The organism is Streptomyces sp. NPDC027189, from assembly GCF_055566975.1.
This window is the reverse complement of the sequence record NZ_JBVHRI010000007.1, coordinates 77712-103762: the sequence shown is the minus strand read 5'-3', so window position 1 is coordinate 103762 and position 26051 is coordinate 77712. Positions and strand designations below refer to the sequence as shown.

Annotated in this window: 29 protein-coding genes and 2 pseudogenes; 11 read left to right on the top strand and 20 right to left on the bottom strand. The window is 70.2% G+C overall.

Annotation, left to right across the window (positions count from 1 at the left end):
* Nucleotides 1-2 precede the first annotated feature (2 nt).
* A complete protein-coding gene (locus ACZ4RZ_RS19020) occupies nucleotides 3-1460 on the bottom strand; it encodes an aldehyde dehydrogenase family protein (RefSeq protein WP_467745965.1) in 1458 nt (485 codons plus the stop codon).
* A gap of 105 nt (nucleotides 1461-1565) precedes the next feature.
* Between ACZ4RZ_RS19020 and ACZ4RZ_RS19015 the strand changes: the two genes are divergently transcribed.
* Both ACZ4RZ_RS19015 and ACZ4RZ_RS19010 read left to right on the top strand, forming a co-directional pair.
* On the top strand, nucleotides 1566-2003 hold the full coding sequence (locus tag ACZ4RZ_RS19015) for a MarR family winged helix-turn-helix transcriptional regulator (RefSeq protein WP_388863374.1): 438 nt from the start codon (nucleotides 1566-1568) through the stop codon (nucleotides 2001-2003).
* A gap of 240 nt (nucleotides 2004-2243) precedes the next feature.
* Nucleotides 2244-2624, top strand: a complete 381-nt coding sequence (locus ACZ4RZ_RS19010) for an anti-sigma factor antagonist (RefSeq protein WP_467745963.1) — start codon at nucleotides 2244-2246, stop codon at nucleotides 2622-2624.
* A 20-nt stretch (nucleotides 2625-2644) separates the two neighbouring features.
* On the opposite strand, the gene tuf is transcribed toward ACZ4RZ_RS19010, so the two are convergent.
* Both tuf and ACZ4RZ_RS19000 read right to left on the bottom strand, forming a co-directional pair.
* On the bottom strand, nucleotides 2645-3838 hold the full coding sequence (gene tuf, locus ACZ4RZ_RS19005; protein ID WP_467745961.1) for an elongation factor Tu: 1194 nt from the start codon (nucleotides 3836-3838) through the stop codon (nucleotides 2645-2647).
* A 138-nt stretch (nucleotides 3839-3976) separates the two neighbouring features.
* On the bottom strand, nucleotides 3977-4930 hold the full coding sequence (locus ACZ4RZ_RS19000) for a ribose-phosphate diphosphokinase (protein WP_467745960.1): 954 nt from the start codon (nucleotides 4928-4930) through the stop codon (nucleotides 3977-3979).
* A 249-nt stretch (nucleotides 4931-5179) separates the two neighbouring features.
* Here ACZ4RZ_RS19000 and otr(A) point away from each other — a divergent pair, with 249 nt between their 5' ends.
* Nucleotides 5180-7066 (top strand): tetracycline resistance ribosomal protection protein Otr(A), encoded by a 1887-nt coding sequence (gene otr(A) / locus ACZ4RZ_RS18995; RefSeq protein ID WP_467745959.1) that lies wholly within the window; start codon nucleotides 5180-5182, stop codon nucleotides 7064-7066.
* A 233-nt stretch (nucleotides 7067-7299) separates the two neighbouring features.
* On the opposite strand, the gene ACZ4RZ_RS18990 is transcribed toward otr(A), so the two are convergent.
* Nucleotides 7300-7713: a dihydrofolate reductase family protein gene (locus ACZ4RZ_RS18990; RefSeq protein WP_467745957.1), complete on the bottom strand. Its 414-nt coding sequence runs from the start codon at nucleotides 7711-7713 to the stop codon at nucleotides 7300-7302.
* 431 nt (nucleotides 7714-8144) lie between these two features.
* Here ACZ4RZ_RS18990 and ACZ4RZ_RS18985 point away from each other — a divergent pair, with 431 nt between their 5' ends.
* Both ACZ4RZ_RS18985 and ACZ4RZ_RS18980 read left to right on the top strand, forming a co-directional pair.
* A complete protein-coding gene (locus tag ACZ4RZ_RS18985) occupies nucleotides 8145-8795 on the top strand; it encodes a DUF4230 domain-containing protein (RefSeq protein WP_467745955.1) in 651 nt (216 codons plus the stop codon).
* Nucleotides 8796-8878: 83 nt separating this feature from the next.
* A complete protein-coding gene (locus tag ACZ4RZ_RS18980) occupies nucleotides 8879-9244 on the top strand; it encodes a cupin domain-containing protein (RefSeq protein ID WP_467745954.1) in 366 nt (121 codons plus the stop codon).
* A 167-nt stretch (nucleotides 9245-9411) separates the two neighbouring features.
* On the opposite strand, the gene ACZ4RZ_RS18975 is transcribed toward ACZ4RZ_RS18980, so the two are convergent.
* The 8 genes from ACZ4RZ_RS18975 to ACZ4RZ_RS18940 form a co-directional block, all read right to left on the bottom strand.
* On the bottom strand, nucleotides 9412-9840 hold the full coding sequence (locus tag ACZ4RZ_RS18975; RefSeq protein ID WP_467746463.1) for an SDR family oxidoreductase: 429 nt from the start codon (nucleotides 9838-9840) through the stop codon (nucleotides 9412-9414).
* A gap of 152 nt (nucleotides 9841-9992) precedes the next feature.
* Nucleotides 9993-10697, bottom strand: a complete 705-nt coding sequence (locus tag ACZ4RZ_RS18970; RefSeq protein ID WP_467745953.1) for an NAD(P)-dependent oxidoreductase — start codon at nucleotides 10695-10697, stop codon at nucleotides 9993-9995.
* 177 nt (nucleotides 10698-10874) lie between these two features.
* Nucleotides 10875-12635 (bottom strand): complex I subunit 5 family protein, encoded by a 1761-nt coding sequence (locus tag ACZ4RZ_RS18965; RefSeq protein WP_467745951.1) that lies wholly within the window; start codon nucleotides 12633-12635, stop codon nucleotides 10875-10877.
* Entirely contained in the window at nucleotides 12635-12982 is a 348-nt protein-coding gene (locus ACZ4RZ_RS18960) for a sodium:proton antiporter (RefSeq protein ID WP_467745950.1), read from the bottom strand. The genes ACZ4RZ_RS18965 and ACZ4RZ_RS18960 overlap by 1 nt, the downstream gene beginning before the upstream one ends.
* A complete protein-coding gene (locus ACZ4RZ_RS18955; protein WP_467745948.1) occupies nucleotides 12982-13722 on the bottom strand; it encodes an MnhB domain-containing protein in 741 nt (246 codons plus the stop codon). Before ACZ4RZ_RS18955 ends, ACZ4RZ_RS18960 begins: the two co-directional genes overlap by 1 nt.
* On the bottom strand, nucleotides 13719-13979 hold the full coding sequence (locus ACZ4RZ_RS18950; RefSeq protein ID WP_467745946.1) for a hydrogenase subunit MbhD domain-containing protein: 261 nt from the start codon (nucleotides 13977-13979) through the stop codon (nucleotides 13719-13721). Before ACZ4RZ_RS18950 ends, ACZ4RZ_RS18955 begins: the two co-directional genes overlap by 4 nt.
* Nucleotides 13972-14424 (bottom strand): monovalent cation/H+ antiporter complex subunit F, encoded by a 453-nt coding sequence (locus tag ACZ4RZ_RS18945; RefSeq protein ID WP_467745944.1) that lies wholly within the window; start codon nucleotides 14422-14424, stop codon nucleotides 13972-13974. The genes ACZ4RZ_RS18950 and ACZ4RZ_RS18945 overlap by 8 nt, the downstream gene beginning before the upstream one ends.
* Nucleotides 14421-14603, bottom strand: a complete 183-nt coding sequence (locus tag ACZ4RZ_RS18940) for a hypothetical protein (protein WP_467745942.1) — start codon at nucleotides 14601-14603, stop codon at nucleotides 14421-14423. The genes ACZ4RZ_RS18945 and ACZ4RZ_RS18940 overlap by 4 nt, the downstream gene beginning before the upstream one ends.
* Nucleotides 14604-14881: 278 nt before the next feature.
* Here ACZ4RZ_RS18940 and ACZ4RZ_RS18935 point away from each other — a divergent pair, with 278 nt between their 5' ends.
* The 3 genes from ACZ4RZ_RS18935 to ACZ4RZ_RS18925 all read left to right on the top strand — a co-directional run bounded on the left by ACZ4RZ_RS18935 (nucleotide 14882) and on the right by ACZ4RZ_RS18925 (nucleotide 18066).
* Complete coding sequence (locus ACZ4RZ_RS18935) at nucleotides 14882-15907, top strand: alcohol dehydrogenase (protein WP_467745941.1); 1026 nt, start codon at nucleotides 14882-14884, stop codon at nucleotides 15905-15907.
* Between the two features lie 143 nt (nucleotides 15908-16050).
* Nucleotides 16051-16623, top strand: a complete 573-nt coding sequence (locus tag ACZ4RZ_RS18930) for a VanZ family protein (RefSeq protein ID WP_467745939.1) — start codon at nucleotides 16051-16053, stop codon at nucleotides 16621-16623.
* A 204-nt stretch (nucleotides 16624-16827) separates the two neighbouring features.
* Nucleotides 16828-18066 carry a ricin-type beta-trefoil lectin domain protein gene (locus ACZ4RZ_RS18925; RefSeq protein ID WP_467745938.1) on the top strand — a complete coding sequence of 413 codons (1239 nt, stop codon included), beginning with the start codon at nucleotides 16828-16830 and terminating at the stop codon, nucleotides 18064-18066.
* Between the two features lie 317 nt (nucleotides 18067-18383).
* On the opposite strand, the gene ACZ4RZ_RS18920 is transcribed toward ACZ4RZ_RS18925, so the two are convergent.
* Together ACZ4RZ_RS18920 and ACZ4RZ_RS18915 are read right to left on the bottom strand one after the other, a co-directional pair.
* On the bottom strand, nucleotides 18384-18692 hold the full coding sequence (locus ACZ4RZ_RS18920; protein ID WP_467745936.1) for a hypothetical protein: 309 nt from the start codon (nucleotides 18690-18692) through the stop codon (nucleotides 18384-18386).
* Between the two features lie 375 nt (nucleotides 18693-19067).
* Complete coding sequence (locus tag ACZ4RZ_RS18915) at nucleotides 19068-19304, bottom strand: hypothetical protein (protein ID WP_467745934.1); 237 nt, start codon at nucleotides 19302-19304, stop codon at nucleotides 19068-19070.
* A 281-nt stretch (nucleotides 19305-19585) separates the two neighbouring features.
* On the opposite strand from ACZ4RZ_RS18915, the pseudogene ACZ4RZ_RS18910 reads away from it, so the two are divergent.
* The 3 genes and pseudogenes from ACZ4RZ_RS18910 to ACZ4RZ_RS18900 all read left to right on the top strand — a co-directional run.
* A pseudogene (locus tag ACZ4RZ_RS18910) lies at nucleotides 19586-19744 on the top strand (PHP domain-containing protein); the annotation flags it as partial.
* A 66-nt stretch (nucleotides 19745-19810) separates the two neighbouring features.
* A complete protein-coding gene (locus tag ACZ4RZ_RS18905; protein WP_467745933.1) occupies nucleotides 19811-20623 on the top strand; it encodes an SAM-dependent methyltransferase in 813 nt (270 codons plus the stop codon).
* A gap of 354 nt (nucleotides 20624-20977) precedes the next feature.
* Nucleotides 20978-21940, top strand: coding sequence for an SDR family NAD(P)-dependent oxidoreductase (locus tag ACZ4RZ_RS18900; RefSeq protein WP_467745932.1), 963 nt, complete (start codon nucleotides 20978-20980; stop codon nucleotides 21938-21940).
* Here ACZ4RZ_RS18900 and ACZ4RZ_RS18895 read toward each other — a convergent pair.
* The 6 genes and pseudogenes from ACZ4RZ_RS18895 to ACZ4RZ_RS18870 form a co-directional block, all read right to left on the bottom strand.
* Complete coding sequence (locus ACZ4RZ_RS18895) at nucleotides 21924-22856, bottom strand: alpha/beta fold hydrolase (RefSeq protein ID WP_467745930.1); 933 nt, start codon at nucleotides 22854-22856, stop codon at nucleotides 21924-21926. The genes ACZ4RZ_RS18900 and ACZ4RZ_RS18895 overlap by 17 nt on opposite strands.
* A 92-nt stretch (nucleotides 22857-22948) precedes the next feature.
* Complete coding sequence (gene nrfD, locus ACZ4RZ_RS18890) at nucleotides 22949-23854, bottom strand: NrfD/PsrC family molybdoenzyme membrane anchor subunit (RefSeq protein ID WP_467745928.1); 906 nt, start codon at nucleotides 23852-23854, stop codon at nucleotides 22949-22951.
* An 86-nt stretch (nucleotides 23855-23940) separates the two neighbouring features.
* Nucleotides 23941-24081: pseudogene (locus tag ACZ4RZ_RS18885) on the bottom strand (4Fe-4S dicluster domain-containing protein); the annotation flags it as partial.
* 320 nt (nucleotides 24082-24401) lie between these two features.
* A complete protein-coding gene (locus ACZ4RZ_RS18880; RefSeq protein WP_399095016.1) occupies nucleotides 24402-24794 on the bottom strand; it encodes a VOC family protein in 393 nt (130 codons plus the stop codon).
* Nucleotides 24791-25093, bottom strand: a complete 303-nt coding sequence (locus tag ACZ4RZ_RS18875) for an ArsR/SmtB family transcription factor (protein ID WP_399095013.1) — start codon at nucleotides 25091-25093, stop codon at nucleotides 24791-24793. Before ACZ4RZ_RS18875 ends, ACZ4RZ_RS18880 begins: the two co-directional genes overlap by 4 nt.
* Nucleotides 25094-25163: 70 nt before the next feature.
* On the bottom strand, nucleotides 25164-25997 hold the full coding sequence (locus ACZ4RZ_RS18870; protein WP_467745926.1) for a transposase family protein: 834 nt from the start codon (nucleotides 25995-25997) through the stop codon (nucleotides 25164-25166).
* Between the last annotated feature and the right edge of the window lie 54 nt (nucleotides 25998-26051).

Here is a 26051-nt window from a genome sequence, read left to right as displayed (position 1 = left end):
GCTCAGTCGAGCGAGACGACGACGGACTTGACCTTGGTGTAGGCGGCCAGCGCCTCGGGCCCGTACTCCCGGCCGAAGCCGGAGTCCTTGACCCCGCCGAAGGGAACCGCGGGGTCGAGCATCGCCCAGTCGTTGATCCAGACGATGCCCGCCTGGAGCCGGTCGGCGACGCGGTGCGCGCGGGTCAGGTCGGTGGTCTGGATGCCCGAAGCCAGGCCGTACGGGGTGGAGTTGGCCAGCTCGACGGCCTCGTCCTCGGAGTCGAAGGCCTGCACGGTCAGGACCGGACCGAAGATCTCTTCCTGGATGACGCGGGAGTCGGCCGCGAGGTCGGCGATCACGGTGGGCTGGTAGTAGAAGCCGCCGTTCAGGTCGAGGCGCTCACCGCCGCAGACGATGCGGCCGCCCTCCTTACGGGCCAGGGCGACGTACTCCTCGACCTTCTTCAGGTGCTTGTCCCCCGCCATCGGGCCGACCACCGTGGCCGCGTCCCGGGGGTCGCCGACCGGCACACCGGGGACGGCGTCGGCGAGGATGCCCAGCAGGGTCCCGTACACGGAGCGCTCCACCAGCAGGCGCGGCCCGCCCATGCAGAACTGCCCGGTGTTGAAGACGAAGCCCTTGATGACCGCGCCGACCGCCGTCTCCAGGTCGGCGTCCGCGAAGACGAGGTGGGCGGCGTTGCCGCCCAGTTCCATGGTGACGGGCTTGAGCGCCTCACCGGCGACGCTCGCCGCATGCCGGCCGACGGCGGTGGACCCGGTGAAGGCGACTTTGTCGATGCCGGGGTTGCGCAGCAGCGCCTCGCCCGCGACCGGGCCGCTGCCGGTGACGACGTTCACGACGCCGTCCGGGACACCCGCTTCCTGGAGCAGCCGGGCCATGTACAGGGCGCTGAGCGGGGTCTCGTCGGCGGGTTTGTGCACCACGGCGTTGCCGGCCGCGAGCGCCGGGGCGAGCTTCGAACTGGACAGGATCAGCGGGAAGTTGAAGGGGGTGATCGCGGCGACCACGCCGAGCGGTCCGCGGCGCGTGTACGCGAAGGCGTTGAGCGGGGTGTCGCGGGTGGCACCGTCGAGAGTCTGGGCGAGCGCGGCGCAGTACTCGTACTCGTCGGCGGCGGTGAGCACGTCGACGGGGCGGCAGAGGGAGAGGGGCTTGCCGACGTCGAGGCTCTCCAGGGCCGCGAGCTCGTCGGCGTTCGCGCGGATCAGCTCGGAGACACGGTGCAGCACCCGGCCGCGCTCACGGCCGCTCATCGCGGCCCACGGGCCATGGTCGAAGGCCTCCCGTGCGGCGCGTACGGCCGCGTCGACATCGGCCGCGCCCGCCTCCGCGACGGTCGTGACCACCTGGCCCGTGGAGGGATCGATCACATCCGTACGCGCTCCGTCGGCCGCCTCGCGCCACTGTCCACCGATGAACAGCTGCCCGGGCCCACTCTCGAAGGTGGTCGTCATTGCCCACTCCTCAGCCTTGATCGCCAAGATTTCAACAAACAGGAATCCTGTTGGTTGGCAGTCTCGTTACGGACAGGTTTCCTGTCAATGCCTTAGGCTGAACACATGGTCGGCACCCAGGCAACCAAGGCACCCCCGTCATTGCTCTACATGGTCAAGCAGGTGGAACTCGTCGTGCGCTCACACCTTGACGAGCTGGTGAAACCGGCTGGAATCACCGCATTGCAGTACACCTCGCTCACCGTGCTGGAGCGGCACGACGGCCTTTCGGCGGCGCAGCTGGCGCGCGACTCGTTCGTGACGGCGCAGTCCATGGCCGACCTGGTGCGCTCACTGGAGAGTCGCGGACTGGTGCGCCGCGAGCGCAATCCGCGCAACCGGCGCGAGCTGCTGATCCTGCTGACCGACGAGGGACGCGAACTGCTCGCGCGGTTCGCGGGAGCCGTACGGGAGCTGGAGGAGCGCATGGTCCGGGACCTCACCTCGCACCAGACCGATCAGTTCCGTCAGGCGTTGTCCAAGGCGTGGCACGCACTGTCGTGAGGCGGGCACTCGGCCTCACAGGACCGTGGTGCACCGACAGCGGGGACAACTCGCCGCGCAAATCGAAGACATATGTCAACCGAACATGCTGGAATTCACTCCATCGAGGGTAACTTGCAGAGCAAGGAACGGTTTTGCAACCACGGGTGCCCCGTTGGCGTGTCTACGCTCGCCTGACGCCGTCGCCCTGGCCCCTGCCCTCGCGAGGCAGGTCAGCTGCCGGTTGGAGGTGATGACTTCGTGGCGCACGACCCCGCACCGCTCACCCGGCATCTGCGCATCCACCAGGACCGCGGTCACCTGGTGCTGGAGTTCCACGGGGAGATCGACATCCTCGCGGCCATGGAGATCACCCCGATCCTGGACTCCGCGACCGGGGGCCCGGCACCGCAGGTCGTGATCGACCTGCGGCCCGTCGACTTCTTCGACTGCTCGGGCCTGCGCCTGCTCTACCGGGCCAGGCGCCGTGTCCTCGCCCGGGACGGACGGCTGCACCTCGTCTGCACCCAGCCGCTGACCTTGCGCATCCTCCGGGTGACCGGCCTCGCGCGCCTGCTGCCGCCTTCCTCTTCGCTGGACGAGGCCCTGGCCCGGCCCGAGGCCACGTCGGGTTCCGTGTGACCGCTTCCGGCCCCCGGTGACTACTTCCGGATCTTTGTGACCTGCCCCGCCCCGACCGTCCTGCCACCCTCGCGGATGGCGAACTTCAGCCCCTCCTCCATGGCGATGGGCTGGATCAACTGCACCTGCATCGTGGTGTTGTCGCCCGGCATGACCATTTCCGTGCCCTTGGGGAGGGTCACCACTCCGGTCACGTCCGTCGTACGGAAGTAGAACTGCGGCCGGTAGTTGTCGAAGAACGGCGTGTGCCGGCCGCCCTCGTCCTTGGACAGGATGTACGCGCGTGCCTCGAACTCCGTGTGCGGGGTCACCGAGCCCGGCTTGATGACGACCTGCCCGCGCTCCACGTCCTCGCGCTTCACGCCCCGCAGCAGCAGTCCGACGTTCTCCCCCGCCCGGCCCTCGTCGAGGAGTTTGCGGAACATCTCGATACCGGTGACGGTGGTCTTCGTCTTCTGCTCGTGGATGCCGATGATCTCGACCTCGCTGTGGACCTTCAGCACACCGCGCTCGATGCGGCCGGTGACGACCGTGCCGCGGCCCGTGATGGTGAAGACGTCCTCGATGGGCATCAGGAAGGGCCGGTCGACGTCGCGTACCGGCTCGGGCACGAACTCATCGATCGCGGCGAGGAGTTCGAGGATGGACGCACTCCACTTCGGGTCGCCCTCGAGGGCCTTGAGCGCGGAGACCTGTACGACTGGGACGTCGTCGCCCGGGAACTCGTACTCGGTGAGCAGCTCGCGCACTTCGAGCTCGACGAGTTCCAGGATCTCCTCGTCGTCCACCATGTCGGTCTTGTTGAGCGCGACGACGATGTACGGGACGCCGACCTGGCGTGCCAGCAGGACATGTTCCTTGGTCTGCGGCATCGGCCCGTCGGTCGCCGCGACGACCAGGATCGCGCCGTCCATCTGCGCGGCGCCCGTGATCATGTTCTTGATGTAGTCCGCGTGCCCCGGGCAGTCGACGTGGGCGTAGTGCCGGTTCTCCGTCTGGTACTCGACATGGGCGATCGAGATCGTGATACCGCGCTGGCGTTCCTCGGGAGCCTTGTCGATCTGGTCGAACGGCGTGTAGGGGTTCAGGTCGGGGAACTGGTCGTGCAACACCTTGGTCATGGCCGCGGTCAGCGTCGTCTTACCGTGGTCGATGTGACCGATGGTGCCGATGTTGACATGCGGCTTGGTCCGCTGGAATTTCGCCTTCGCCACTGCAAGCCCTCCTGATCACCTGGGTGACGCCGAGCGTTGCTTCGCGGCTTGCCGGCCGAGCGCCGCACCTCCTACCCGGTGCGCGCTGCGCCGCCTTCCTGCCCGAGCCAACGGGCAGGAAGTTCCGCTCCTTCCTGTCTATTCGCTCTGCGGAGCGTCGAACAGGGCGCTGACGGACTCGCCGTTGTGAATGCGCCGCACGGCCTCGGCGAGCGCCGGGGCGATGGACAGGATGCGCAGCTTCTCCGTGTGGTCCGCGACCGGGACCGGCACGGTGTTCGTGCACACGATTTCCAGGATGTCGGGCTGTTCGGTGAGCCGCTTGAGCGCGCCGGCGGCGAACAGGCCGTGAGTGCAGGCGACCCGGATCGACCGCGGCCCCAACTCCCGCAACCGCTCAAGGAGTTCGAGGACCGTACTGCCCTTGGCGATCTCGTCGTCCAGCACGATGACATCGCGCCCGGTGACGTCGCCGATGACAGCGCTGATGCTCACCCGGTCGTCGGCGAACCGCTGCTTGGCACCGGCGGCCACCTGGGCGCCGATCAGCCGCGCGAACGCCGCCGCCTCCTTGGCGTTGCCCAGGTCCGGCGACACCACCGTGGTACGCGACAGGTCGTAACTGCGGAAGTGCGCGGCCAGCTCCCGCAGGGCGTGCAGGTGGTCGACCGGCACCGAGAAGAAGCCATGCACCTGCGGCGAGTGCAGCGTCATGGCGAGGACGCGGCTCGCCCCGGCCGCCACCAGCAGGTCCGCCACGAGCCGCCCGCCCATCGAGATCCGCGGCATGTCCTTCTTGTCCGAGCGGGCGTACGAGTAGTGCGGCATGACCACGGTGATCCGCCCGGCGGACGCGCCGCGCGCCGCGTCGCACATCATCAGCAGCTCGACGAGGTGCTCCTGCACCGGCGTGACCAGCGGCTGGATCAGGAAGACATCGCGCTCGCGGCAATTGGCCTGGAGCTGCACTTCCAGGCAGTCGTTGGCGAACCGGCTGACCCGGGTCGGGCTGAGGGGCACACCGAGATGCGCGCAGACCTCGGCCGCCAGCTCGGGATGGGCACTTCCGCTGAACACGGCGATGTCACGCACGACCGCTCCTTGCATGATCGAACCGGGTTGCGTCGCCGGTTGGCATGATCGACCCGGGGTGCGTGCTTCATGCTACTGGGCACCATTCGGCCACTCGACCGGGGGGAAATCCGGTTGCGGACAGTCACCCGGACCACGCCATCATGACGGTGCCAGTGCCCCCTCGAATTCAGGAGAACGGAATGCGCCGATTCCTCGGAACTTCCCAGCGCCCCCACCGGACGACTGTTCTCGAGGACTCGACCACGCATGCACGCACTGAACATCGGAATTCTGGCTCACGTCGACGCGGGTAAGACCAGCCTCACCGAGCGGCTGCTGTTCGACGGCGGCGCCATCGACCGGCTCGGCAGCGTCGACGCCGGGGACACCCGTACGGACGACGGGGAGATCGAGCGGCGGCGCGGCATCACCATCCGCTCGGCCGTCGCCGCCTTCACGGTCCGTGACGTACTCGGCGTCGGAGACGTACAGATCAACCTGATCGACACCCCCGGGCACTCCGACTTCATCGCCGAGGTCGAGCGGGCTCTGGAGGTCCTGGACGGTGTGGTGCTGGTGCTCTCCGCCGTCGAGGGCGTCCAGGCACAGACGCGTGTCCTGATGAAGACCCTGCGGCGGCTCGGCCTGCCCACCCTCGTCTTCGTCAACAAGATCGACCGGGCGGGCGCACGGGAGGAGGGGCTCCTCGACGACATCCGGCGCCGCCTCACGCCGTACGTCGTGCCGCTCGCCCGCGTGACGGACATCGGCACCGGGATCGCCCGCGTGCTGCCGCGCCCGCTCGACGACCTCGCGGCCGGCACGCTCGCCGAGGTGGACTCCGGCATCCTGGCCGCGCTCGTGGACGGCCCGCCGCCCACGCCGGACGACCTGTGGGCCGCGCTGGCCGCGCACACCGCCGACGGCTCCGTCCATCCGGTCCTCTTCGGCTCGGCGCTCGGCGGACAGGGCGTAGCCGAGCTGGTCGAGGCGGTGGTCCGGCTGATGCCCCGCCCGACGGTCCCCCGCTCCGGTGAACCACGCGGCACGGTCTTCGCCGTACGGCCCGGACCCGGCGGCGAGCGGACGGCGTACGTGCGTCTGTACGAAGGTGAGGTGACGCGCCGCGAACGGCTCACGTTCCTGCGCCGCGAGGCCGACGGCCGGACCACGCGGGTGCCCGGCCGGGCGCTCGGACTGGAAGTGATCGGGCAGCCCGGAACCACCTCCCTCACCCCGGGAAACATCGCCTCGCTGCGCGGCGTCGCGGGCATCCGCGTCGGCGACCGGCTCGGCGAAGTCACCGACCGCGCACCGCAGTTCGCGACCCCGACTCTGGAGACGCTGGTACGGGCCAAGCACCCCGCCCAGGCCGCCCCGCTGCGCTCCGCCCTCCTCGCGCTGGCCGACCAGGACCCGCTGATGCACGCCAGGCCGGCCGTGTCCGGCAGCACCGCGCTGCTGCTCTACGGCGAGGTCCAGAAGGAGGTCCTCGCGGCCACGCTCGCCCAGGACTTCGGCATCGAGGCCGACTTCGAGCCGAGCCGGGTGCGGTTCCTGGAGCGGCCGGACGGCACGGGTGAGGCGTACGAGGAGATCCAGCGCCACGGGCACACCGGGTTCTGGGCCACGGTCGGGCTGCGTATCGAGCCGGGACCGCGCGGCTGTGGCGGTGTCTTCACCTACGAGACCGAACTCGGCGCCTTGCCGCGGGCGTTCCACCAGGCCATCGAGGAAACGGTCCACGCGACCCTGCTCACCGGTCCGCGGGGATGGCCGGTGACGGACTACCGGGTCACGCTCGTCCGCTCCGGATTCGCCGCTCCGATCAGCACGGCCGCCGACTTCCGCGGACTCACCCCGCTCGTGCTGCGCCGCGCCCTGGAGCGGGCGGGAACACGGGTGTACGAGCCGTATCACGCGTTCGAGGTGGAGCTCCCGCTCGACGCGCTGGCCCCGGTGACAGCCCAACTGGCCGCCAGCGGAGCGGAGTTCAAGGAGACGACCGGAGGGCGCACCGCCTGGCTGGTCACCGGTGAGCTGCCGGCCCGGCAGGTGCGGGACATGGAGCTGCGGCTGCCGGGGCTGACGCATGGAGAGGGGGTGTGGTGGTCGCGCGCATCGGGCGACCGCCTCCTTCGGGCGCTGCGCTGAGTCTGTTCCAGAAGTCGTTGAGCGGAGCCGGGATGCGATCCACGACCTCGGTGAAGACCGGGGCGTCTGCGCGCTGCCCAGCGTTGACCACGGCGGCCAGGACATGCCCGGAGGCGGCGACCGCGAGGTGGAGCTCGATGGTCAGGCCGCCGCGCGAGCCCTCGGCCCCGGCAGCAGTACCGGGCTGCCGGGGCCAGGCTCAATCCGTGCGGGTCACTTCACGAAGCGGTACTTCAGGTGGGTGGCGAGGGGCGTGTCGACCACCCGGACCGGCTCGAGGTTCCGCCGCCCGGCGCCCAGTCCCTCGAAAAGCCGCCGCCCTCCTTGACCAGGGCCGGCCGGGGGCGGTGGGTGAGCACGAAGACCGGGGCCCGGAACGGCGGGTTGTCACCCCAGAACTCCTCGCCCGTGTCGTACATCATCCGGCCCATGACCACTGCTCCGGTGGCATCGAACCACTCGCGCATCAGCTCGGAGTCGCGGTTCTCCTCCCCGCCGGTCATGCCCTGGCGCTGCCGCCAGCTCGCCAGGTTGTGGATCCACTCGAAGAGCGGCTCGGCGCCGTCGCCTCCCGGGTTGTCAACGGCGACGTTGGTGCCGGCGACGTAGCCGTCGAGGGAGATGGCCATATCCGCGGTTACGGTCACGATGGAGTTGCTCCTGAAGTCCTGTGATGTGCTGCCTTTACCTTCACGTCGATCGGGAACGGATGCATTCGACATTCCCCGCGACATATCCTCGCCACTTGAGCAGCGAGCTGCGCCTTGGCGACGCGGCGTTGCGGACGAACTGCTGCAGGGCTTGCATGAGCCGTTCCGCCTCCTCAAGCCTCATACCCACGACGAGGCAAGATCGGCACACCTCGCGAAGCGCTACCAGCCCCTGCCCCGATGCCGGTGGATCGTCCAGCAGATTCGGTACGTCGAGCAGACGCCGTGCGCCCTGGGCGTACGGCGAACTGCGCTCGGAACGGGGTCCATCGGTACCCGACTTGCCCCGTCGTTGCTCCATCGGCCAACAAAGCTGCCTGTCAAGGGACTTGGAGGGTACACGGACGGTTGAAAGGAGGACCGTCGACATGACGACGTCCATCAAGCGCATGCCCGGCTGGGCAAAGGTGGTCAGCGCTTTCGTGCTGGTACTCGTGCTGCTCTTCGCCGGGCTGCGGCTGGCCCTCTTGCCGGGGCTGCGCGATGTGTTCGGCACCGAGACGCACGACCGGTCGGGCCCCGCCCTCCTCAAGTCGATCCAGGACATCAGCCGTTACGACGCGGCATCTGGCAACTTCCAGGTGGTCGTGGACCTGGAGAAGGACGCCAAGTACCTGCCCGACGCGATCCGCGGCACCCGCACGCTGTACGTGGGGGCCGGGACTGTCGACGCGTATGTCGACCTCGGCACGCTGGGCGAGAAGGACGTGACGGTCAACGCCGACCGTACGTCCGCCACGCTCCACCTGCCGCACGCGGCGCTGGGCAAACCCGCGCTCGACCCCGATCACTCCTACGCCGTCTCCAAACAGCGCGGTCTCCTCGACCGGATCGGCGACATCTTCTCCGACAACCCGAACGACGAGCGGGCCGTCCAGAAGCTCGCGGCCAAGCACATCGGCGACGCCGCGAAGGACAGCCGCCTCACCTCACGCGCCGAGGCGAACACCACCGGCATGCTGGAAGGCCTGCTGCGTTCTCTGGGCTTCACGGACGTGACGGTCACGTACGGTGCCTGAGCGGCCGAAGCCGACGTGGCCTGCCGGGTGGCAGTCCGCTGCGGGCAGGCAGACGATGGAAGGGGCAAGGGAAGGGAGCCGTCATGCTCGAGATCAAGACGGTCGACAAGCCGGATGAACGGCGTGATTTCCCCCGCGGCCACCTCGAAGCCGTCCACATGACCGGGCTCGACTTCGCCGTGGGAACCTTCGAACCGGGCTGGCGCTGGTCCGAGTCGGTGGGCCCCATCGTGGGGACCAAGAGCTGCGAGATCCACCACAACGGATATGTCGTCCAGGGGCGGATGCACCTCCGCATGGACGACGGCGGCGAAGGAGAAGTCGGCCCCGGCGATGTATTCGTGTGCCCGCCCGGGCACGACGCATGGGTCGTGGGCGACGAGCAGGTGATCGTGTACGACTTCGCGGGAGGCATGGCAACGGATTACGCGAAGGCGGCGAACGACTAGGACGTGTGGTGCGTTTCTGGTACCGGTCCTCTCTACCGGTCCTCTGTTTCAGTCTTCTGTCCCGGTCTCGTCGAAGCCGGGTGGCCGTCCACCGCGTGAGACTTCGCGTGGCGGGCGGCCCAGTTTCTCTTGGTGAGGTGCGATCGGCAGGCGGAAGAGGTGTGTCGTCACACCAGCACGGCGCCGCCGTCCGCGGTCACGATCGTGCCGGTGGCGAACTGCTGCCGCATGAGGAAGAGATACGCCTGGGCGATGTCTTCCGTCTCGCCGACGCGCCCCACGGGCAAGGACGCGGCCGTCTGCGCGTACAGGTCCTCGCGCTCTCGATCGGTCATCCGCGACCACAGCGGGGAGCGCACGACGCCTGGTGAGACCGCGTTGACGCGAAGCGGCGCGAGTTCGACGGCCATGGCTCGCACCATGGACTGAACAGCGCCGCAGATACTGGCGGCCACGGTCCAGCCGGCTCCCGGCCGGTCGGCGGCAATGCCCGTGGTGAGCACGATCGACCCACCTCGCCGCATGTGTGGTGCCGCGGCGCTGACCGCCGCCAGCGCCCCGAAATAGCGCAGTATCGTTCTGCCGCTGTCGACCACCACCTACTACACACGTACCGACATCGCCTACGTACCCATCGAGGACATCGGCCCCCATCAGGTCTGCCTCGCCTGGAGCAGCACCCGCCACTCCCCGCTCATCGACGAAGTCGCGGACCTCGCGGAGGCGCAGTACGCCCCGCACGTCACCATCAGCCCCTGGCCTTGCCGCCGAAGGCCTCCTTCCGGATGAGGTCGAAGAAGCTCGGCGTCCCCTCCGTCGTGCGCACGTCGACATAGGCGCGCACATGCGGACCCTCCACCGTCTGCCGCAGCAACGCGTGGGCGAGGTCGGCCCGCGCGGTATACCGGCCCGGCAGGCGCGACATGCCGATCTCGTAGTCGCTCACCGCCCCCGCGTCGAACAGGCCGCCCGGGCGGACGACCGTCCAGTCGAGGTCGGTCGCGCAGACGATCTCCTCCATGCGCCGCATGTCCTCGTACACCGTGCGGCCCATGAACCGCACGACTGCCGGCTCGAGCACCTTCCGGAAGAGCAGCCGCTCGCCCGGCGCCGGTGTCCCGAAGAGAACCGTGGAGGTCACGGCGACGAGGCGTCGTACGCCGTGCTTGATCATGGCCTGCGTGACGTGAGTGATTCCGGTGGAGTACACGCTGACCGGATCACGGCTGTAGGGGACACCGAGCGCCGAGATCACGGCGTCCTGACCGGCCACGGCGCGTTCCACCGCCTCAGGGTCGTACACGTCCGCCTCGACCACCCGCACCCGCGACCCCCTCACCGGAAAGTTCTCGGGCTGCCGCGTGACCGCGGCGACCGCGTGGCCTGCCGCGCTCGCCTGCTCGACGACCAGGCGCCCGGTCGGTCCGTTCGCTCCGAAGACGACGATGTTCATGGGGTGTCTCCCTCTGACTCCGACGGTTTTCGCGAACAAGAGGGCGGGGACGGCCGGAGTGTGACACCACAGCGAGCCTCTGAGACGCGGCCCACATTCTCCGGCGTGTTCGACCGCGCCCGGACACGGGTTCAGGGTCGGTCCGTTCCTAGGGGCACGACGCGCGGGGCAACCCGCTCAGCCGCCCAGAATCCCCGGCAGCGCCAGCGCCCCCAGCAGCGACGCGCCCGCCAGCATCCAGGCGACGTAATCGCCGATGTGGCCGGACTGGAGGCGCCGCAGCGGGCCTGTCCAGGGCTGCTCCCCCAGCAGCGTCGGGCGGGTCACGGCGAGTGCGGCCAGGCCCAGGGCCAGGGCGGTGGAGGCGAGGCCGAGGAGTACTCCGGAGAGGGTCCAGTGCGGCGAGGTGATCGCCCCGCCGGACCCCGCCTCGCTCACTCCGTGCCCCACCAGTTCGGCGAAGCCGGGCGCCACGCCCACGGCGAGGGACGCGGCCAGCAGCAGCGCGGGGACCGAGGTCATCGTGTCCGGCACGCGCTTCAGCCGGTGCCGGGTCTCCGGTTCCTCGCCGGTGCCGGTCGTCTCGTACGGCGACTCGTCCTTCGGCCTGGGGCCGAGGCCGAAGAACACCCGCGCGGCGACGCGCAGCACCGCGGCCGCGGTCACCGCCGACACGGCGACGAACACCACGGTGAGTGGTTCTCCGACCGCCTCCTCGGTGATCGCTTTCCCGAGCCCGGTCCCGAAGGGCGGCAGCCCGGCGAGGCCCAGCGCCCCGACGCCGAACATCACGCCGACTCCGCGCAGCGACCGGGCGCGGCCGTGCAGCGCGTGTTCGTCGACACCGCCGTACCGGTCGAGCAGGATGCCCGTGCAGGCGAACAGGGCGGCCTTCACCCCGGCGTGCCCCAGGATGTACAGCGCGACGCCTTCGTCCGCCTCGGGCGTGAGCCATCCGATGCCGATCACGAAGAGCCCCATGTGGGCGACCGTCGAGTACGCGAGCAGACGTTTCACATGCCGCTGGTACCAGCACATGAGCGCGCCGACCACGCTTGTCAGCACGCCGAGGACGACCAGGGCGCGCTCCACATCGGCCGCGGGGATCCCGCCGGGCCCGGAGAAGACCGTCCCGTACACCCGCCAGATGCCGTACGCGCCGAGTTCGACCATCACCCCGGACAGCAGCATGCACACCGGTGTCGGCGCGACCGCGTGCGCGTCCGGCAGCCAGAAGTGGAAGGGCACGGCCGCCGCCTTGACCAGCAGGGCGGTCAGGACGAGCACGAAGGCCGCGAGGGTGAGGGCGTCGGGCCCGCCGTGCTCGTCGAGACCGCGGCCGATCTTCACCATGGCGAGCTCGCCGGTGCGCGCGTACAGCAGCCCAATGCCCAGCAGCATGGCGTACGCGCCCAGGGAGTTGACGACCCCGAAGGTCAACGCGCCCTGCACGGCCTTCGCCTCCTCGACGCGATGGCCGGTCAGCGCGTACGCCACGACGCTCATCAACTCGAAGAACACGAAGGCGTCGAAGAGGTCGCCCGCGATCGCGAAGCCGCACATGCCGCCTTGGAAGAGCAGCATCAGGGCGGGGAAGGAGCCAGCGTGGCGGCGCGGCGGTTCCTCGAAGTAGCGCCAGGAATACGCCAGCGCCGCCAAGGTCAGCAGCGACGCGAGCGCCGCCATACCGAGCCCCGGGCCGTCGCCGACGAGGACGATCCCGACGCTCTCCCCCTCCTTGGGCTGCCAGCCGCCCACCCACTCGACCAGCGGCGGCGAGGAATTGAGCAGCAGGACGACGGCGAGTCCCGCCGTGCCCGCGGAGACGACGCAGCCCAGCGTCTCGGCGACGGCCCGCGGCAGCCGGCGGCCGCCGGCGACGAGCAGCCCGGCCCCGAGCAGCGGAAGGGCGACGAGGAGCGGCAGCAGGCGGTTCATCAGCCGCGCAGCTCCGAGAGTTCGTCGGGGTCGACGGTGCCGTGCCGTTTGGAGATCTGCATGACCAGGGCGAGCAGCAGCGCGGTGACGGTGGCGCCGACGACGACGTCGGTGAGGGCGAGGGCCTGCACGACCGGGTCCACCACGGGCCGTGAGCCGGGCTTGACGTCGGAGAAGACGGGGGCGGTGCCGCCGTCGCGGTAGCCGACGGCCAGCAGCAGGACGTAGGTGGCGGCCTGGCAGACCGCGAGGCAGCCCACGGCATGGATGAGGTTGCGGCTGGTGGCGATGCCGTAGCACCCGACGAGGAAGATCCACACGGCGACCGGATACGGCAGTACGGACATCACTTCCCGCCCTCCTGTTCGATCTCCACGGCCTGATCCAGAAAGCGGGCGAGCAGTACGACGACCGCGCAGGCGACCTCCATGCCGATGGCCGCGTTCAGGAGGGGAACGGTCCCGCCGGACGCCAGGGTGTTGAACGTGCCGTACGGGAGCAGGGTGTTGGCGAGGAACGCCGCGCCGCCGATGAGCCCCGCGAGACCCGTGACGAGATAGGCGGACGCGGCGAGCGCGTCACCGGCCTCGTACAGGCCGACCGGTCGGATCCGTTCCAGGGCCCGGTAGTCGGCGCCGAGATAGAGCAGGTGGAGGGCGGTCGCGGCGACCACGCCGCCCTGGAAGCCGCCGCCCGGACTGAGCTGTCCGTGGGCGATGACGTACAGGCCGGTGAGCAGGGCGACGGGCAGGACGATCAGCGCGTAGCGGCGCACGGGCAATGCCACGTAGGCGGGTTCCGGCTTCGCGCGCCGCTCGTCGCGGGTCTGGCGCAGCAGCACGACCGTGCCGAGGACCGAGGCGAAGAGAATGCTCATCTCGCCGAGGGTGTCGAAGGCGCGCTGGTCGAAGTTGACGGACGCGATGGTGTTGGCGGTGCGCCGGGCCAGCGACGCGCGGACCGCCCGGTCCCCGTACGGGTGTGCCGCGCCGCCGAAGCCGGGCAACTGCAGACAGGCGGCGATGAGCAGCGCCGCGAGGCCCGTACCGCCCACAGCCAGGATCCACAGCCGTACGCGCCGCGTCACCGGGCCTTGTCCTTCTTCCGCCCGCGTCGCCGGACCTTGCGGACCGACAGCAGCAACAGGAGCGGGGTCAGGGCGGAGCCCACGGCCAGCTGGGAGAGGGCCACGTCGGGGGCCTGCAGCACGGTGAACAGGACGGCCAGGGCCGTGCCGAGGACCGCGAGGACGAGGGCCTGGCGCTCGGGATCGCGCACCGCGACGGCCGCGGTGGCGCTGGCCGCCACCAACAGCAGCGTCACGACGATGAGCGGGTCATCCATGGCGGCTCCCCCCGAATCCGCCGGCCAGGGCCCGTGCCGCGATGAGGTTCCCGCCGATCAGCAAGGCGCCAGTGACCAGGAGCTTCACCATCGCGCGGCCCGGTCCGCCGGCCACGCACAGGGCGAGCACGACGACGGCACCGAACCCGGCGACCGCGTACGTGAGCCATGGAGCCTTCGGCGGGTCCTTCTCCAGATCCTCGGCGAGCAGCCGGGCGAAGACCAGGGTGCCGACCGGGCCGAGGAGGGCGAGGACCAGGGCGAGATCGACGTACGACGGCCGGTCGTAGCCCTGCGCGAGGAGCAGCAGGCTGGGGCAGGCCAACGACGTGGACAGGTTCTGCGCGACGATCCGGCGCCGCAGCGGCCCGGTGGCGACGCCCCACACCGTGGCGCCGAATCCCCCGGCGAGCGCGGCCGTCGCCGCGACGGTCCAGCCGTTCACCGCCTCCGCACCGCCCGCCGCGCACCGCCCGCCGCGACGGCGCCGACCAGCGCGGCGGCCACCCCCACGACGAGTTCCAGCGTGTCCACCGTGCTGATGAGGACCAGCCACAGCACCACGAGAGCGGCCCACCACGCGAGGAATTCGAGCGCGCCCCTGAGGGCGGCACGCAGGTTCATACGCCACCTCCGGGGCTCCTCTTTCTCCGCTTTGCCCAGAAATATCGGCTGCGCCATCCAAACATCGCCGTGCCCTGGCGAGGCGGCGGCGCGCGAATGGGCTGGTGCCCGGAGTGCCCTGCCGGCGCGAAGGGAAACCGGTCACGCAGCGGCGGGACGTCCGGGCCGTGCCCACTGTTCACGCGATCTGCTTCGGCGCGCGTGATCGGGCGGGAACTGGTGTGCTGGTACGGGGGGCCGTCGTTCTCGTTCCCGTTCCCGTTCCCGGAGGGATCCCGATGAGCACTTATCGAGCCGCACAGGTGGCCGCCGCCGGCAGTCCGTTCGAGATAGTCCAGCGTGAGGTGCCGCAACCGGGCCCCCGTCACGTACGAGTCGCCGTGGACGCCTGCGGAATCTGCCACAGCGACTCCGTCTTCGTCGACGCCCAGGTACCGGGCGTACGGTTCCCGCTGGTTCCCGGGCATGAGATCGCCGGGCACATCGAGGAACTCGGCGAGGACATGCAGGACAGAGGCTGGCGGGTGGGCGACCGGGTGGCGGTCGGCTGGTTCGGCGGCAGCTGCGGCCACTGCACGCCCTGCCGGCAGGGCGACTTCGTCGTGTGCCAGAACCTGAAGGTCCCCGGTTGGGCGTACGACGGCGGTTTCGCCGAGTCGGTGATCGCACCCGCCGACGCCCTCGCCCGGATCCCCGACGCGCTGGCGGCGCCCGATGCGGCACCTCTGGCCTGCGCGGGGGTGACCACCTTCAACGGACTGCGGCGCAGCTCCGCCCGGCCGGGCGATCTGGTCGCCATTCTCGGCATCGGCGGTCTGGGCCACCTCGGGGTGAAGTACGCGGCCGCGATGGGCTTCGAGACCGTGGCCATCGCCCGTGGAGCCGACAAGGCCGACTTCGCCAAGCAGCTCGGCGCGCACCACTACATCGACAGCACGGCGGACACCACTGTCGCGGACGCGTTGCAGTCCCTGGGCGGCGCCAAGGTCGTCCTGGCCACGGCCGCCAATTCCGACGCCATCACGGCGACCGTGGACGGGCTGTCCCACCGGGGCGAGCTGGTGGTCATCGGTGTGGACATGGAGCCGCTGGGGATCAGTCCGGTCCAGCTGCTCATGAGCGGCAGGATCGTCCGCGGGCACTCGTCCGGCACCGCACAGGACGTGCAGGACACCATGGCCTTCAGTGCCCTGCACGGGATCCGGCCGATGATCGAGACCGTGCCGCTGGACCAGGCCGATCAGGCGTACCGGAAGATGATGTCCGGCGCCGCCCGCTTCCGCATGGTGCTCACCAACGACTGACCGGGCCGGCGCCGCCCCGGTCGGCCACGTCTCACAACCGCGATCCCGAATCAACGCCCCCACAGGCCGTGCCGCTCGGCATCGAAGCCTCCATCGGGGGTAACCGCCCTTACCCAGAGGGCAGTTGAAACCGGGAGGATCGCATGGTCCGTACGGCGTTACGCACGCGTGCCGCGAAATCCGGGCGTCGGACGTCGGCGTCGCCGCGGAAGGCGAAGGAACTGCCGCTTCCCGTACGGCTGTTGGCCATGCTGTTCGCCTTCGTGGCCATGGTGGGCTTCGCCGCCGCGCTGGCCCGGCTGACGCTGGAGCCATCCCCGGCGTCGGAGGCGCTGGCCCACAGCAATCTCCACCCGGGCCGGTCGCTGCACGCCTACCTCTCCCAGCCGGAACTGCGCGACGCCGTCAAGCAGATCGGCGGGAACCTGTTGCTCGGGGTGCCCTTCGGGTTGCTGCTGCCCGTGCTGGCCCCAACGGCCCGGGGGATCCTGCGCGTTCTCGCGCTCACCGCCGCGGTCATGCTGCTCGTCGAGCTGGTCCAGGGCGCGCTCATCACCGGGCGCGCCTTCGACATCGACGATGTCATCCTCAACACGGCCGGGGCGCTGGTGGGTTATCTACTGCTCGGGCGCCGGCTCGGCCGGGCGGTACATCCGCGTGACCGTCATCGCACCCGTCGCACCCGTCGCACCCGTCGCGGCGATGCGAAGGCCTGACGCACGTCCTCGCCGTCCCTCGCATGCGTTGTCGCTGCCCCTCGCACGCGTTCTCGGCGAACTCGTCCCAGCACACAGAAGAGTTGGTCCGGACCAGACTCTTGACACCCCCTTACCTCACTTCTTAAATCAAGAGGCGAAGCATGCACCCCCCACCTCAGTCGGCCCACCCGTTTCCGGGGTCGCCGTACGGAAGAGAGAGTCATGGACTCCCCACGCCTGCTCCGCCGATGTCTCTTCGCCGCGCTGTCCGCCGCGCTCGTCGCGTCCGCCGCCGTCGCTCCCGTCCACGCGGGCCCCGCGACGACCGCGGCTGCCGCCGCCGTCACCTTCCAGGACAATTTCGACGGCCCCGCCGGTTCGGCCGTCGACTCGTCCAAGTGGCAGATCGAGACCGGCGACAACGTCAACAACCACGAGCGGCAGTACTACACGTCCGGCAACAAGAACGCGGCCCTGGACGGCCAGGGCCATCTGGTGATCAACGCCCGCAAGGAGAATCCGGCCAACTACCAGTGCTGGTACGGCACTTGCCAGTACACCTCGGCCCGGCTGAACACCTCCGGGAAGTTCACCACGACGTACGGCCATGTCGAGGCCCGGATGAAGATTCCGCGCGGGCAGGGCATGTGGCCCGCGTTCTGGATGCTCGGCACACCGGTCAACTGGCCGGACTCGGGCGAGATCGACGTCATGGAGAACGTCGGCTACGAGCCGTCGACCGTGCACGGCACGATCCACGGTCCCGGGTACTCCGGCTCGGGCGGCATAGGCGCCGCGTACTCCCTGCCGAACGGCCAGGCCTTCGCGGACGCCTTCCACACCTTCGCGGTGGACTGGGCGCCCGACTCGATCACCTGGTCGGTGGACGGCACGGTCTACCAGCGGCGTACGCCCGCCGATCTGGGCGGCAAGACGTGGGTGTTCAACAAGCCGTTCTTCCTGATCCTCAACCTCGCGGTCGGCGGTTACTGGCCGGGAGACCCCGACAGCTCCACCTCCTTCCCGCAGCAGCTCGTCGTGGACTCGGTGACGGTGACGACGAGCGACAGCTCCGGCGGCACCGGCGCTCCGATCAAAGGCCTCGCGGGCAAGTGCGTGGACGTGGCGGGGGCGAACTCAGCGAACGGCACCCCCGTACAGCTCTACGACTGCAACGGCACCGCCGCCCAGAACTGGACGGTGTCCTCGGACGGCACGATTCGCGCACTGGGCAAGTGCCTGGACGTCACCGACAACGGCACGGCGGACGGCTCCACCGTCCAGCTGTGGGACTGCACGGGCGGACCCAACCAGAAATGGGCCGTCAGCTCGGCCCACGACATCGTGAACCCCCAGGCAAACAAGTGTCTGGACGTCACGGGCAACAACTCGGCGAACGGCACGCGGCTGCAGATCTGGACGTGTACCGGCGCGGCCAACCAGAAGTGGACGGTGGGCTGAGAAGACCGCTCGGGCGGGCGAGCGGAGGGTCCGGCGGGGTTGACCCCGGCCGGACCCTCCGTGCTGAGCAGTCCTACGGTTCCTGACCGTCCGCCCGCGGCCCCCACCGCGGGCGGACGGAACCGGTCGGCCGGTGTCGGCCCGTCAGCAGCTCATCGCCCAGGTGTGCGAGTCGACGCCAGGGCGCTCCGCCCAGCCGTGGCCTCCCTCCCCTCTGCCGTCGTGGCGCATCCCGTCAGCGCTGGCGCTCCCAGTAGGGCCGGCACCGCCGGGCCCGTCGGCGTGATGGTGCGCAGCGCGCGAAGCAGTCGCACGCCTCAGCCGGCCTCGCAGCCCATCGTCGTATCGGCGACGCCGTCAAGACGGGCGCCCCAGGGCCAGTTGCCGGCCAGGTCGTGGGCGCGGATCAGCCGGTAGCAGCAGGTGTCGCGTCCCCAGTCGATGGCGTACACCGCGGTGTCGGCGTTGGACCGGAAAGAGGCGGCCTTGTCGTGGCGGAACTCCGGCACGTCCGTATAGCCGGGTGGTGTGTAGCACCGGGACGAGCCGTGCTGTCCAGCGGCGCTCCAGAAGCACACGTCTCCGGCCGGCGGCGCGCCGGCCGCGGTGGCTGGGGCGGTGCCCATGAGGGCGGTGGCGGCGGGCGGGCTGTTGCGGCAAGAGCGGCTGCGGGCACGGCGAAGCCACGGAACATGACGACTCCCGGCGGGAAAGGGGACGCCGGGGCGGTCGTGATCACCCGGCGAGATCAACGTGCCCTGGCGGGAGCGGGCACATGCGCGGTTCCCACCGAATGATGATCTTTGCTGGGGTGCGGGTGCGTTCGCGCCCCCGCAGCTCACACCGGTGCGAAATCCGCAGGTCCGCGCGCCCCCGAGCCGCCACTGGACGCCGTGCCGGCACCGGACGCTCGCGCGGCACGGCCGTACGTCGGCGTGTCACAGCCGGATGCCCTGGGCCCCTGCCCGGCGCTCCCCGGCCCACCCGAACCCTGCCCGGTATCAGCGCGGTTTCCAGGTGAGCTTGTCGCCGCCCACCCAGCGGACGACCTCCGGGTCGTCGAGGTCGTGGACGGTGATGCCGTAGGCCGCGGCGGTCTCCAGGACATCGGTGATCGCCTTGGCCTCGCCGACCACTTCGCCGTCGATCTCCATGATCCGGAACGGCGGCGTACCCGGCTGCACCCCGAGCACCATGATCCGTGGGTGGGAGATGTGGGGGCTCGCAATTTCGGTCATGAATAGAGCGTAGAGCGGTTACCCCGGGTCAGCCGTGGAGCGGTTGCAGCACCCCCGCCCCGGCGGCCCCACGTCCGGCCGGAGGGCCGGAATCGGCCTGTTCGCCCAGCCGGGTGAGCGGCCGGGGGACGCCCCTGCCTCAGAGCCCGCGGTCCGTTCGCCCTGCGGGCCCACGAGGCCTGGGCAACGGTGAACGGTGAAGGGAGCCGGAGCGAGCAGGCGCCGATGGACCCCGTCGAGGCCCTGGACCGGATCGCGTCCCCGCTGGAGCGGGACTAGGCGCCCACGCTCCCGGCCGGCTCGACTGGCAGATCCACGGCTGCGCCCGGGCCGAGGAGTGCCGGGTGCCCGCCGAGCGAGTGATCACCACATGGACCGCGGAGGAGCTCCTGACCTGGGCCGTGGACCGGGAGGCTCCGGCACGTGTGACAACCCGCTGACGTGGTCCCGCCTGATCTGATTTATTCGGCCCAGGACATCTCGTGGGTACGTGGAGAGGCGAAGACGTGAGTGAGAGCCAGGGGCCGGTGGGCGGTTCGTCGAGGGTGAATACCGGCGTGGCGCACAATGCCCGGGTCTGGAACTACTGGATCGGCGGCAAGGACAACTACCGGGTCGACCAGGCCGTCGGTGACCAGGTCGCGGCGATGTTTCCGGTGATCCGGGACGTGGCCCGGGCCGACCGCGCTTTCCTCAGCCGCGCGGTCGGGTATCTGGCCGCCGACTGCGGGGTGCGGCAGTTCCTGGACATCGGCACCGGGCTGCCGACCTTGGACAACACCCATGAGATCGCCCAGCGGATCGCGCCCGAGTCGAGGATCGTCTACGTCGACAACGACCCCATCGTGCTCGTCCACGCCCGTAGCCTGCTGACCAGCGCACCCGAGGGAACGACCGACTACATCGACGCCGATGTCCACCACCCTGACGGCATCGTCGAGGGTGCCACCGCGACCCTCGACCTCAGCGAGCCCGTCGCGGTCATGATGCTGGGCATCCTGAACTTCGTCCTCGACACCGAGCAGGCACAGGACATCGTCGGCCGGATCATGGCCGCGGTCCCCTCCGGCAGCTATCTCGCCCTCACCCACCCCACCACCGACCCCGACCTGGGCGGCGAGGGCAACATCGACGCCATGAAGTTCTGGAACGAGAACGCCACCCCGCCGATCACCGCCCGCAGCCGCGCGGAGATCACGGCGTTCTTCGACGGCCTGGAGCCGGTCGCGCCCGGAATCGTCTCGTGCTCGCGGTGGCGCGCCGGGTCCGGCTCCCCCGTGGCCGTCCCGCAGTTCGGCGCGGTGGCCAGAAAGCCCTGACCGGCGTGGCCCGTCGGGGCGCGGAGTTCCCGGCGGCGCCCCGTCTCCGCGAGGCCGTGACGCACGTCACCGCGCAAGCCGCCCCTTCCAGGGAACACTCCCCGGTAGTTACCCGTTGAACGATCCGTGGGTGCGGATGGGACAGTGTCCCCGGGCCTCACCTTTGCCCACAGGGACGATCGTTCGGCTGAAGCCCTGTGGAGCCTTTCGCCGAGAGGCGACCGCCATGCGTGCCCACCACAGGCGGCCCCGACCGAGATTCCCCCGTCCGGTCGGGGTCTTTTTCTTTGCCCGGGGGCGGCACCACGGCGTCCGCTTGACTTCGAGTCCGCTCCAATTCGTAGCGTGCGACGCATGACCACTGCACAGCACAAGATCGGCTCGGGCTTCGGTGCCCGGAGCACCGCCGACGACGTCCTCGAGGGAATCGATCTCTCCGGAAAGCTCGCGATCGTCACGGGCGGCTACTCGGGCCTCGGCCTGGAGACCACCCGCTCGCTCACCAAGGCGGGCGCCCGAGTCGTCGTCCCCGCCCGGCGCCCGGCCGTTGCCCGCGAGGCGCTGGACGGCATCGAGGGGGTCGAGACCGACGAGCTCGACCTCGGCGACCTGGAGAGCGTGCGCGCCTTCGCCGAACGGTTCCTCGCCTCGGACCGTGTCGTCGACATGGTGATCAACAACGCCGGGATCATGGCGTGCCCGGAGACGCGGGTCGGGCCCGGCTGGGAGGCCCAGTTCGCGACCAACCACCTCGGTCACTACGCCCTCGTCAACCGGCTCTGGCCCGCGATCCAGCCGGGCGGAGCGCGGGTCGTGTCCGTGTCGTCCACCGGTCACCACGCCTCCGGCATCCGCTGGGACGACGTGCACTGGCGGCACGGCTACGACAAGTGGGAGGCGTACGGGCAGGCGAAGACGGCGAACGTGCTGTTCGCCGTGCAACTCGACAAGCTCGGCCGCGAGTCCGGCGTACGGGCCTTCTCGCTCCACCCCGGTGGCATCCTCACTCCGCTGCAGCGGCACCTCCCCAAGGAGGAGATGGTCGAGCGCGGCTGGATCGACGAGAACGGCACCCTGCTGCACCCCGAGATCTTCAAGGCACCCGAGCAGGGCGCGGCCACCCAGGTGTGGGCCGCGACCTCGCCGCAGCTGGCCGGCATGGGCGGCGTGTACTGCGAGGACTGCGACATCGCCGAGCCCGCTCCTGAGGACGCGGAGATGCGATTCGGCGTACGGGACTACGCGGTCGACCCGGAGCAGGCCGCGCGGCTGTGGGAGCTGTCGGCGGAGCTGACCGGGGTCAACGCGTTCGCGTGACCTTGGCGAGACGCCAGGCCTGACCTCCGCGGCACGCCGGGCCTGACCTCCGCGGGACTTCAGGCCCGGCGTTCACGGGACCTCGTGCGCGGGCCATGAACTCGCGCAGGTCCGCGGTGAGTTGCTCGGCGTGCGTGGCGAACAGGCCGTGGCCGGCTTTCGCGTAGACCTTGAGCGTGCTGTCGGGCAGCAGCTCCGCCGCTCGGCGACCGGTCAGGTCCAGGGGCGCCGACGCGTCGTGCGTACCGTGGACGACGAGGACCGGCAGGTCGAGCTTGGTCAGCTCGGGGGCCACGTTCAGGGTGACCACGAGGTCGCCCAGGGCCGCCCCGGCCCGTGCGGTCGCTCCGTGGCAGCGGTTGACCATCGACTGCACATACGCCTCGGAGAGGTCGTTCCCTGGGAGGTCGAGCGCGAAGAACGCGCGGGCGCCGTCCGCGAAGAACGCGGCCCGGTCGCGTCGGAACGTCTCATTGCCGGCCTCGATGAGCGCCGGGTCCACGCCTGCGGGGTGATCCGCGGACCGCGCGGGCCCCGGCGCCATGCCCGCGACCAGCGCCACCCGGGCCACCCGCTCGACACCGTGCCGAGTCAGGCAGCGCACGATTTCGGCGGTGCCCAGGGAGTGCCCAACCAGCGTCACCTCCTGCAGGTCGAGATGGCGCAGCAGCCCGTCCAGATCGTCGGCGAGGCTGTCCAGATCGAAGCCGCCCCACACGTCGTCGGACCGGCCGTGCCCGCGCCGGTCGAGCCCGACACACCGGTACCCGGCGTCGGCGAGGGGCAGCATCTGGTACTCCCACATCTCCGTACCGAAGTAGCTGCTGTTGACGAACACGACCACCTGTCCGTCGGCGGGACCGTAGTCGACGAAGTGCAGCCGGGCGCCATCGACGGGGCTCTCGAAAAAGGGCATGGAAATCCTCCCTGAATCCGGTGACGGGCGTGTCGATCGGGTACGCCCTTCATGGTTCCGGGAGGCCGCCGGCGCGTCGATTACCTCACAGGTCATGCTCCGCCCGCTCCGGCGCCCTGTTGCCTGCGCTCCACCCGCTCACGCTGCGGAACCACCGTGTACTTCGGGTCCTCGGCCGAGGCGATCCCGGCGGCGAAGACGCCGAAGCGGGTGCAGGCGGAGCCCGTGAGCAGGGCGAGGCCGGACAGCGCCGCGGCGGAGCGGCAGCGGCCGCCGAGGGCGCCGGCCACGGTGAGGGCTCGGGCCGTGCGCAGCAGCACACCTGCCCTGCCCTCCCGGTAGGTCTCCGCGACGAGCCCGAGGCGCCGTTCCGCGGCCTCGGTGACCGCGGTCTCGGCGAGCGCGGCCAGCCCGCCGGCCCAGCGGGCGGGGGCGTTCTCGGAGGTCAGGCCGACCACCAGGGCCATGCCCGCGGCGGCGGCCGTCGCCGATGCGGCGAACAGGTGGGGCAGTTCGCGGTGGACGCCGTGCCACGCGGGCACTGCCGTGTCCGCCGCCAGCACTCCGGTGTACGCCGCAACGGCTGGTCCGAGGAGCGCGGCGGCGCCGGTCGCGGCCGCGCCGACGCGCGGCAGCCGACCCGTCACCGCGCCGGCCGCGGCCGCTCCCGCCGCGGGCCCGTACAGGGACAGCAGCCAGGATCCGACGCTCATCGGAGAGGTGGGCTTGAAGACCCGGAGCATGTTCGCGAAGCGGTCGGGTCGTCCCAGGTCGTTGATGAGCGCGGCGGCGGAGAGCGAGACGGCCACGAGCGAGCACACCTTCATCGCGGTCGCGGTGGTCGTACGCCCGGTCAGGTGGGCACCCGCCGCGAGCACCGACCCGGCGCCGGCGAGCCCGCCGAGGAAGAAGTATCCGGCGATGTCCCGGGCGGCCCAGGCGGGCGCCTTGATGACGGGCCGGCCGTAATACGACTCGAACTCCGCCCGCGGAACCATGAGTTGCTCCCCGCGACCGCGGCGTCCGCGGCCACTCCCCCGCCCACGTCGCGGGGGTTCCTGCGGGCTCGCGCTCCTGGAGCTGGTCATCGGCGCCCCTTCCCGGCCAGGGCGAACGACAGAGCCACACCGCCCAGCAGGGACAGGGCGGCCGCGCCCGCGTGCTTCCACATGGTGGGCAGGTCACGGGTGGTGACGACGGGGTCCGGGGGCAGCGCGAGTACGTCAGCGGTGTTCCGCGAAACCACCCACCCGGGATCAGTGGGCCTCCGCCAACCTGAAGTTGCAGGTCAAAGGGCTGGTGTGGCCGGTGCTCGGGGTGCTCGCGCTGGTCGTGCGCGGCAGTCTGCGGAGTAGATCATTTGACGGCGGGGGCGGGCTGTGGGTGGCCAGTTCACAGATTCCCTACGTGCGGCCGCATAAGGGGGTGACTGTGCGTGATCACCGGGTTGACGGTCGTCCTCCGTTGTGTGCTCAAGCTGCTGACGGGCTCCAGGGCGGGGGTCCGGTCGCCGTGGCTGACGGACCCCCGCTCGACGCTGACCGCTTACTGCGGCTGTGTTGCGATCTGGATCAGGTTGCCGCAGGTGTCGTCGAAGACTGCGGTGGTGACAGGACCCATCGCCAGGGGCTCCTGGGTGAAGCGAACGCCGAGGGCGTGCAGGCGCTCATACTCCGCCTCTACGTCGGTGACGGCGAACTGGGCGAGCGGGATGCCGTCCTTGACGAGCGCGTCGCGGTAGGGCTTGACGGCCGGGTGGCCGGCGGGCTCCAGGAGGAGTTCGGTGCCGTCGGGCTCGTCGGGCGCGACAACGGTCAGCCACCGGGTCTCCTCGCCCAGTGGGACGTCGTGCTTCTTCACGAAGCCGAGGATCTCGGTGTAGAAGTGCTCGGCCTTCGCCTGGTCGTCGACGAAGACGCTGGTCAGATGGATCTTCATGGAGTGCTCTTCTCCGGTCCGGATGGGGCGGGCATGGGCCATCGCTCGGCTATCTGCCGCAGCGGGGCTGTGTTCAGGTCGTGGAACTTGTAACGGCCCTCCCGTCTGGTCCCGACGAGCCCGGCGGCCTCCAGCAGGGCGAGGTGCTGGGAGACCGCCTGACGCGAGATGCCGAGCCGGTGCTTCATGCTCAGTCGCGAGCAGATCTCGAACAGCGTCTGTCCGGACTTCTCCGTGAGCTCGTCGAGGATGATGCGGCGGGTGGGGTCGGCCAGAGCTTTGAAAAGGTCGTCGGCCACGACCACAGGATAGGCAAGTGTCTACTTGCCTATCAAGTCGAGGGCGGCGGTCTGCGGGGTAGATCGTCTGTCAGCGGTTGACTTCGAGGTTCGTCAAGACAAGTAAGGCGCGCAGGAGGCGGGTCGCTTGGACGGGGTCGGTGCGGAGTTTGGTGAGGGTCCGCCAGTTCTTGAGGTGGGCGAAGCCGTGCTCGACCGGTGCCCGTCCGACGGCGAGGACGCGGTTGGCTTCCTTCTGGCCGGGTGTGAGCTTGTGGGTGCGGCTGGCGTGGAAGCCTGTGACGATCACAGGGGCGCGTACGTCGTTGTCCAGGCCGCGGAAGCCGAGGTCCGCGAGGGCACCAAGGCCGGCGGCGCGTAGGTGGGCCAGGATGTGATCGTGGCGGGCGGCGGTGTTGTCGTGGGTGCGGCCGGGCCGGGCTGCGGAGATCCAGATCAGGCGGCCCTTCTCATCGGTCAGGGCGAGGAAGTGCAGGCCATGACTGCGGTGCTTCCCGGAGTAGTTCCGCCGGTTTGCCCTTCCGGTGCGGCGCTGGGTGGGGATGAAGGTGCCGTCGATCAGGACCACCTCCCTGCCCTGCTTGGCGACCTTCCTCAGAGCGCGGTCCAGGCGCGGTGCCTGAGCGGCGAGCAGGGTGATCAGTTCGTCGCGCCAGCGGCGGACGGTGGACTCGGACACGTTGTTGCCGCTGGCCATGTCGGCCAGGCGCTGGTCGTGACGCAGCACGGCCAGGACGATTACCGCGATCCGTCCGGGCGGCAGGATCCGCCACCTGGAACGGATCGCCTTCAGGCGGCGACGCAGCAGGCCGGCGAGGTGGTTGACGGTCCGCGTGGACAGCGGCAGACGGCACCGGTAGACAAGCGGGCAGGTGTCCTCGGCGCGTTCTTTGGTTTTCGTCACACAAATCCAACGGCCGCCGGGGGCACCGTGGTTACGCCCGCGGCACACCACTCT

Coding starts and splice junctions, on each gene's coding strand:
- ACZ4RZ_RS18940 (WP_467745942.1), bottom strand. CDS start 14,603: ATGAACCTGCGTGCCGCCCTCAGGGGCGCGCTCGAATTCCTCGCGTGG.
- ACZ4RZ_RS19020 (WP_467745965.1), bottom strand. CDS start 1,460: ATGACGACCACCTTCGAGAGTGGGCCCGGGCAGCTGTTCATCGGTGGA.
- ACZ4RZ_RS18965 (WP_467745951.1), bottom strand. CDS start 12,635: ATGAACCGCCTGCTGCCGCTCCTCGTCGCCCTTCCGCTGCTCGGGGCC.
- ACZ4RZ_RS18930 (WP_467745939.1), top strand. CDS start 16,051: ATGGTCCGTACGGCGTTACGCACGCGTGCCGCGAAATCCGGGCGTCGG.
- ACZ4RZ_RS18900 (WP_467745932.1), top strand. CDS start 20,978: ATGACCACTGCACAGCACAAGATCGGCTCGGGCTTCGGTGCCCGGAGC.
- ACZ4RZ_RS18920 (WP_467745936.1), bottom strand. CDS start 18,692: ATGGGCACCGCCCCAGCCACCGCGGCCGGCGCGCCGCCGGCCGGAGAC.
- ACZ4RZ_RS18985 (WP_467745955.1), top strand. CDS start 8,145: ATGACGACGTCCATCAAGCGCATGCCCGGCTGGGCAAAGGTGGTCAGC.
- ACZ4RZ_RS18970 (WP_467745953.1), bottom strand. CDS start 10,697: ATGAACATCGTCGTCTTCGGAGCGAACGGACCGACCGGGCGCCTGGTC.
- ACZ4RZ_RS18935 (WP_467745941.1), top strand. CDS start 14,882: ATGAGCACTTATCGAGCCGCACAGGTGGCCGCCGCCGGCAGTCCGTTC.
- ACZ4RZ_RS18880 (WP_399095016.1), bottom strand. CDS start 24,794: ATGAAGATCCATCTGACCAGCGTCTTCGTCGACGACCAGGCGAAGGCC.
- ACZ4RZ_RS18950 (WP_467745946.1), bottom strand. CDS start 13,979: ATGGATGACCCGCTCATCGTCGTGACGCTGCTGTTGGTGGCGGCCAGC.
- ACZ4RZ_RS19015 (WP_388863374.1), top strand. CDS start 1,566: ATGGTCGGCACCCAGGCAACCAAGGCACCCCCGTCATTGCTCTACATG.
- ACZ4RZ_RS18915 (WP_467745934.1), bottom strand. CDS start 19,304: ATGACCGAAATTGCGAGCCCCCACATCTCCCACCCACGGATCATGGTG.
- ACZ4RZ_RS18980 (WP_467745954.1), top strand. CDS start 8,879: ATGCTCGAGATCAAGACGGTCGACAAGCCGGATGAACGGCGTGATTTC.
- ACZ4RZ_RS18895 (WP_467745930.1), bottom strand. CDS start 22,856: ATGCCCTTTTTCGAGAGCCCCGTCGATGGCGCCCGGCTGCACTTCGTC.
- ACZ4RZ_RS18925 (WP_467745938.1), top strand. CDS start 16,828: ATGGACTCCCCACGCCTGCTCCGCCGATGTCTCTTCGCCGCGCTGTCC.
- nrfD (WP_467745928.1), bottom strand. CDS start 23,854: ATGGTTCCGCGGGCGGAGTTCGAGTCGTATTACGGCCGGCCCGTCATC.
- ACZ4RZ_RS18960 (WP_467745950.1), bottom strand. CDS start 12,982: ATGTCCGTACTGCCGTATCCGGTCGCCGTGTGGATCTTCCTCGTCGGG.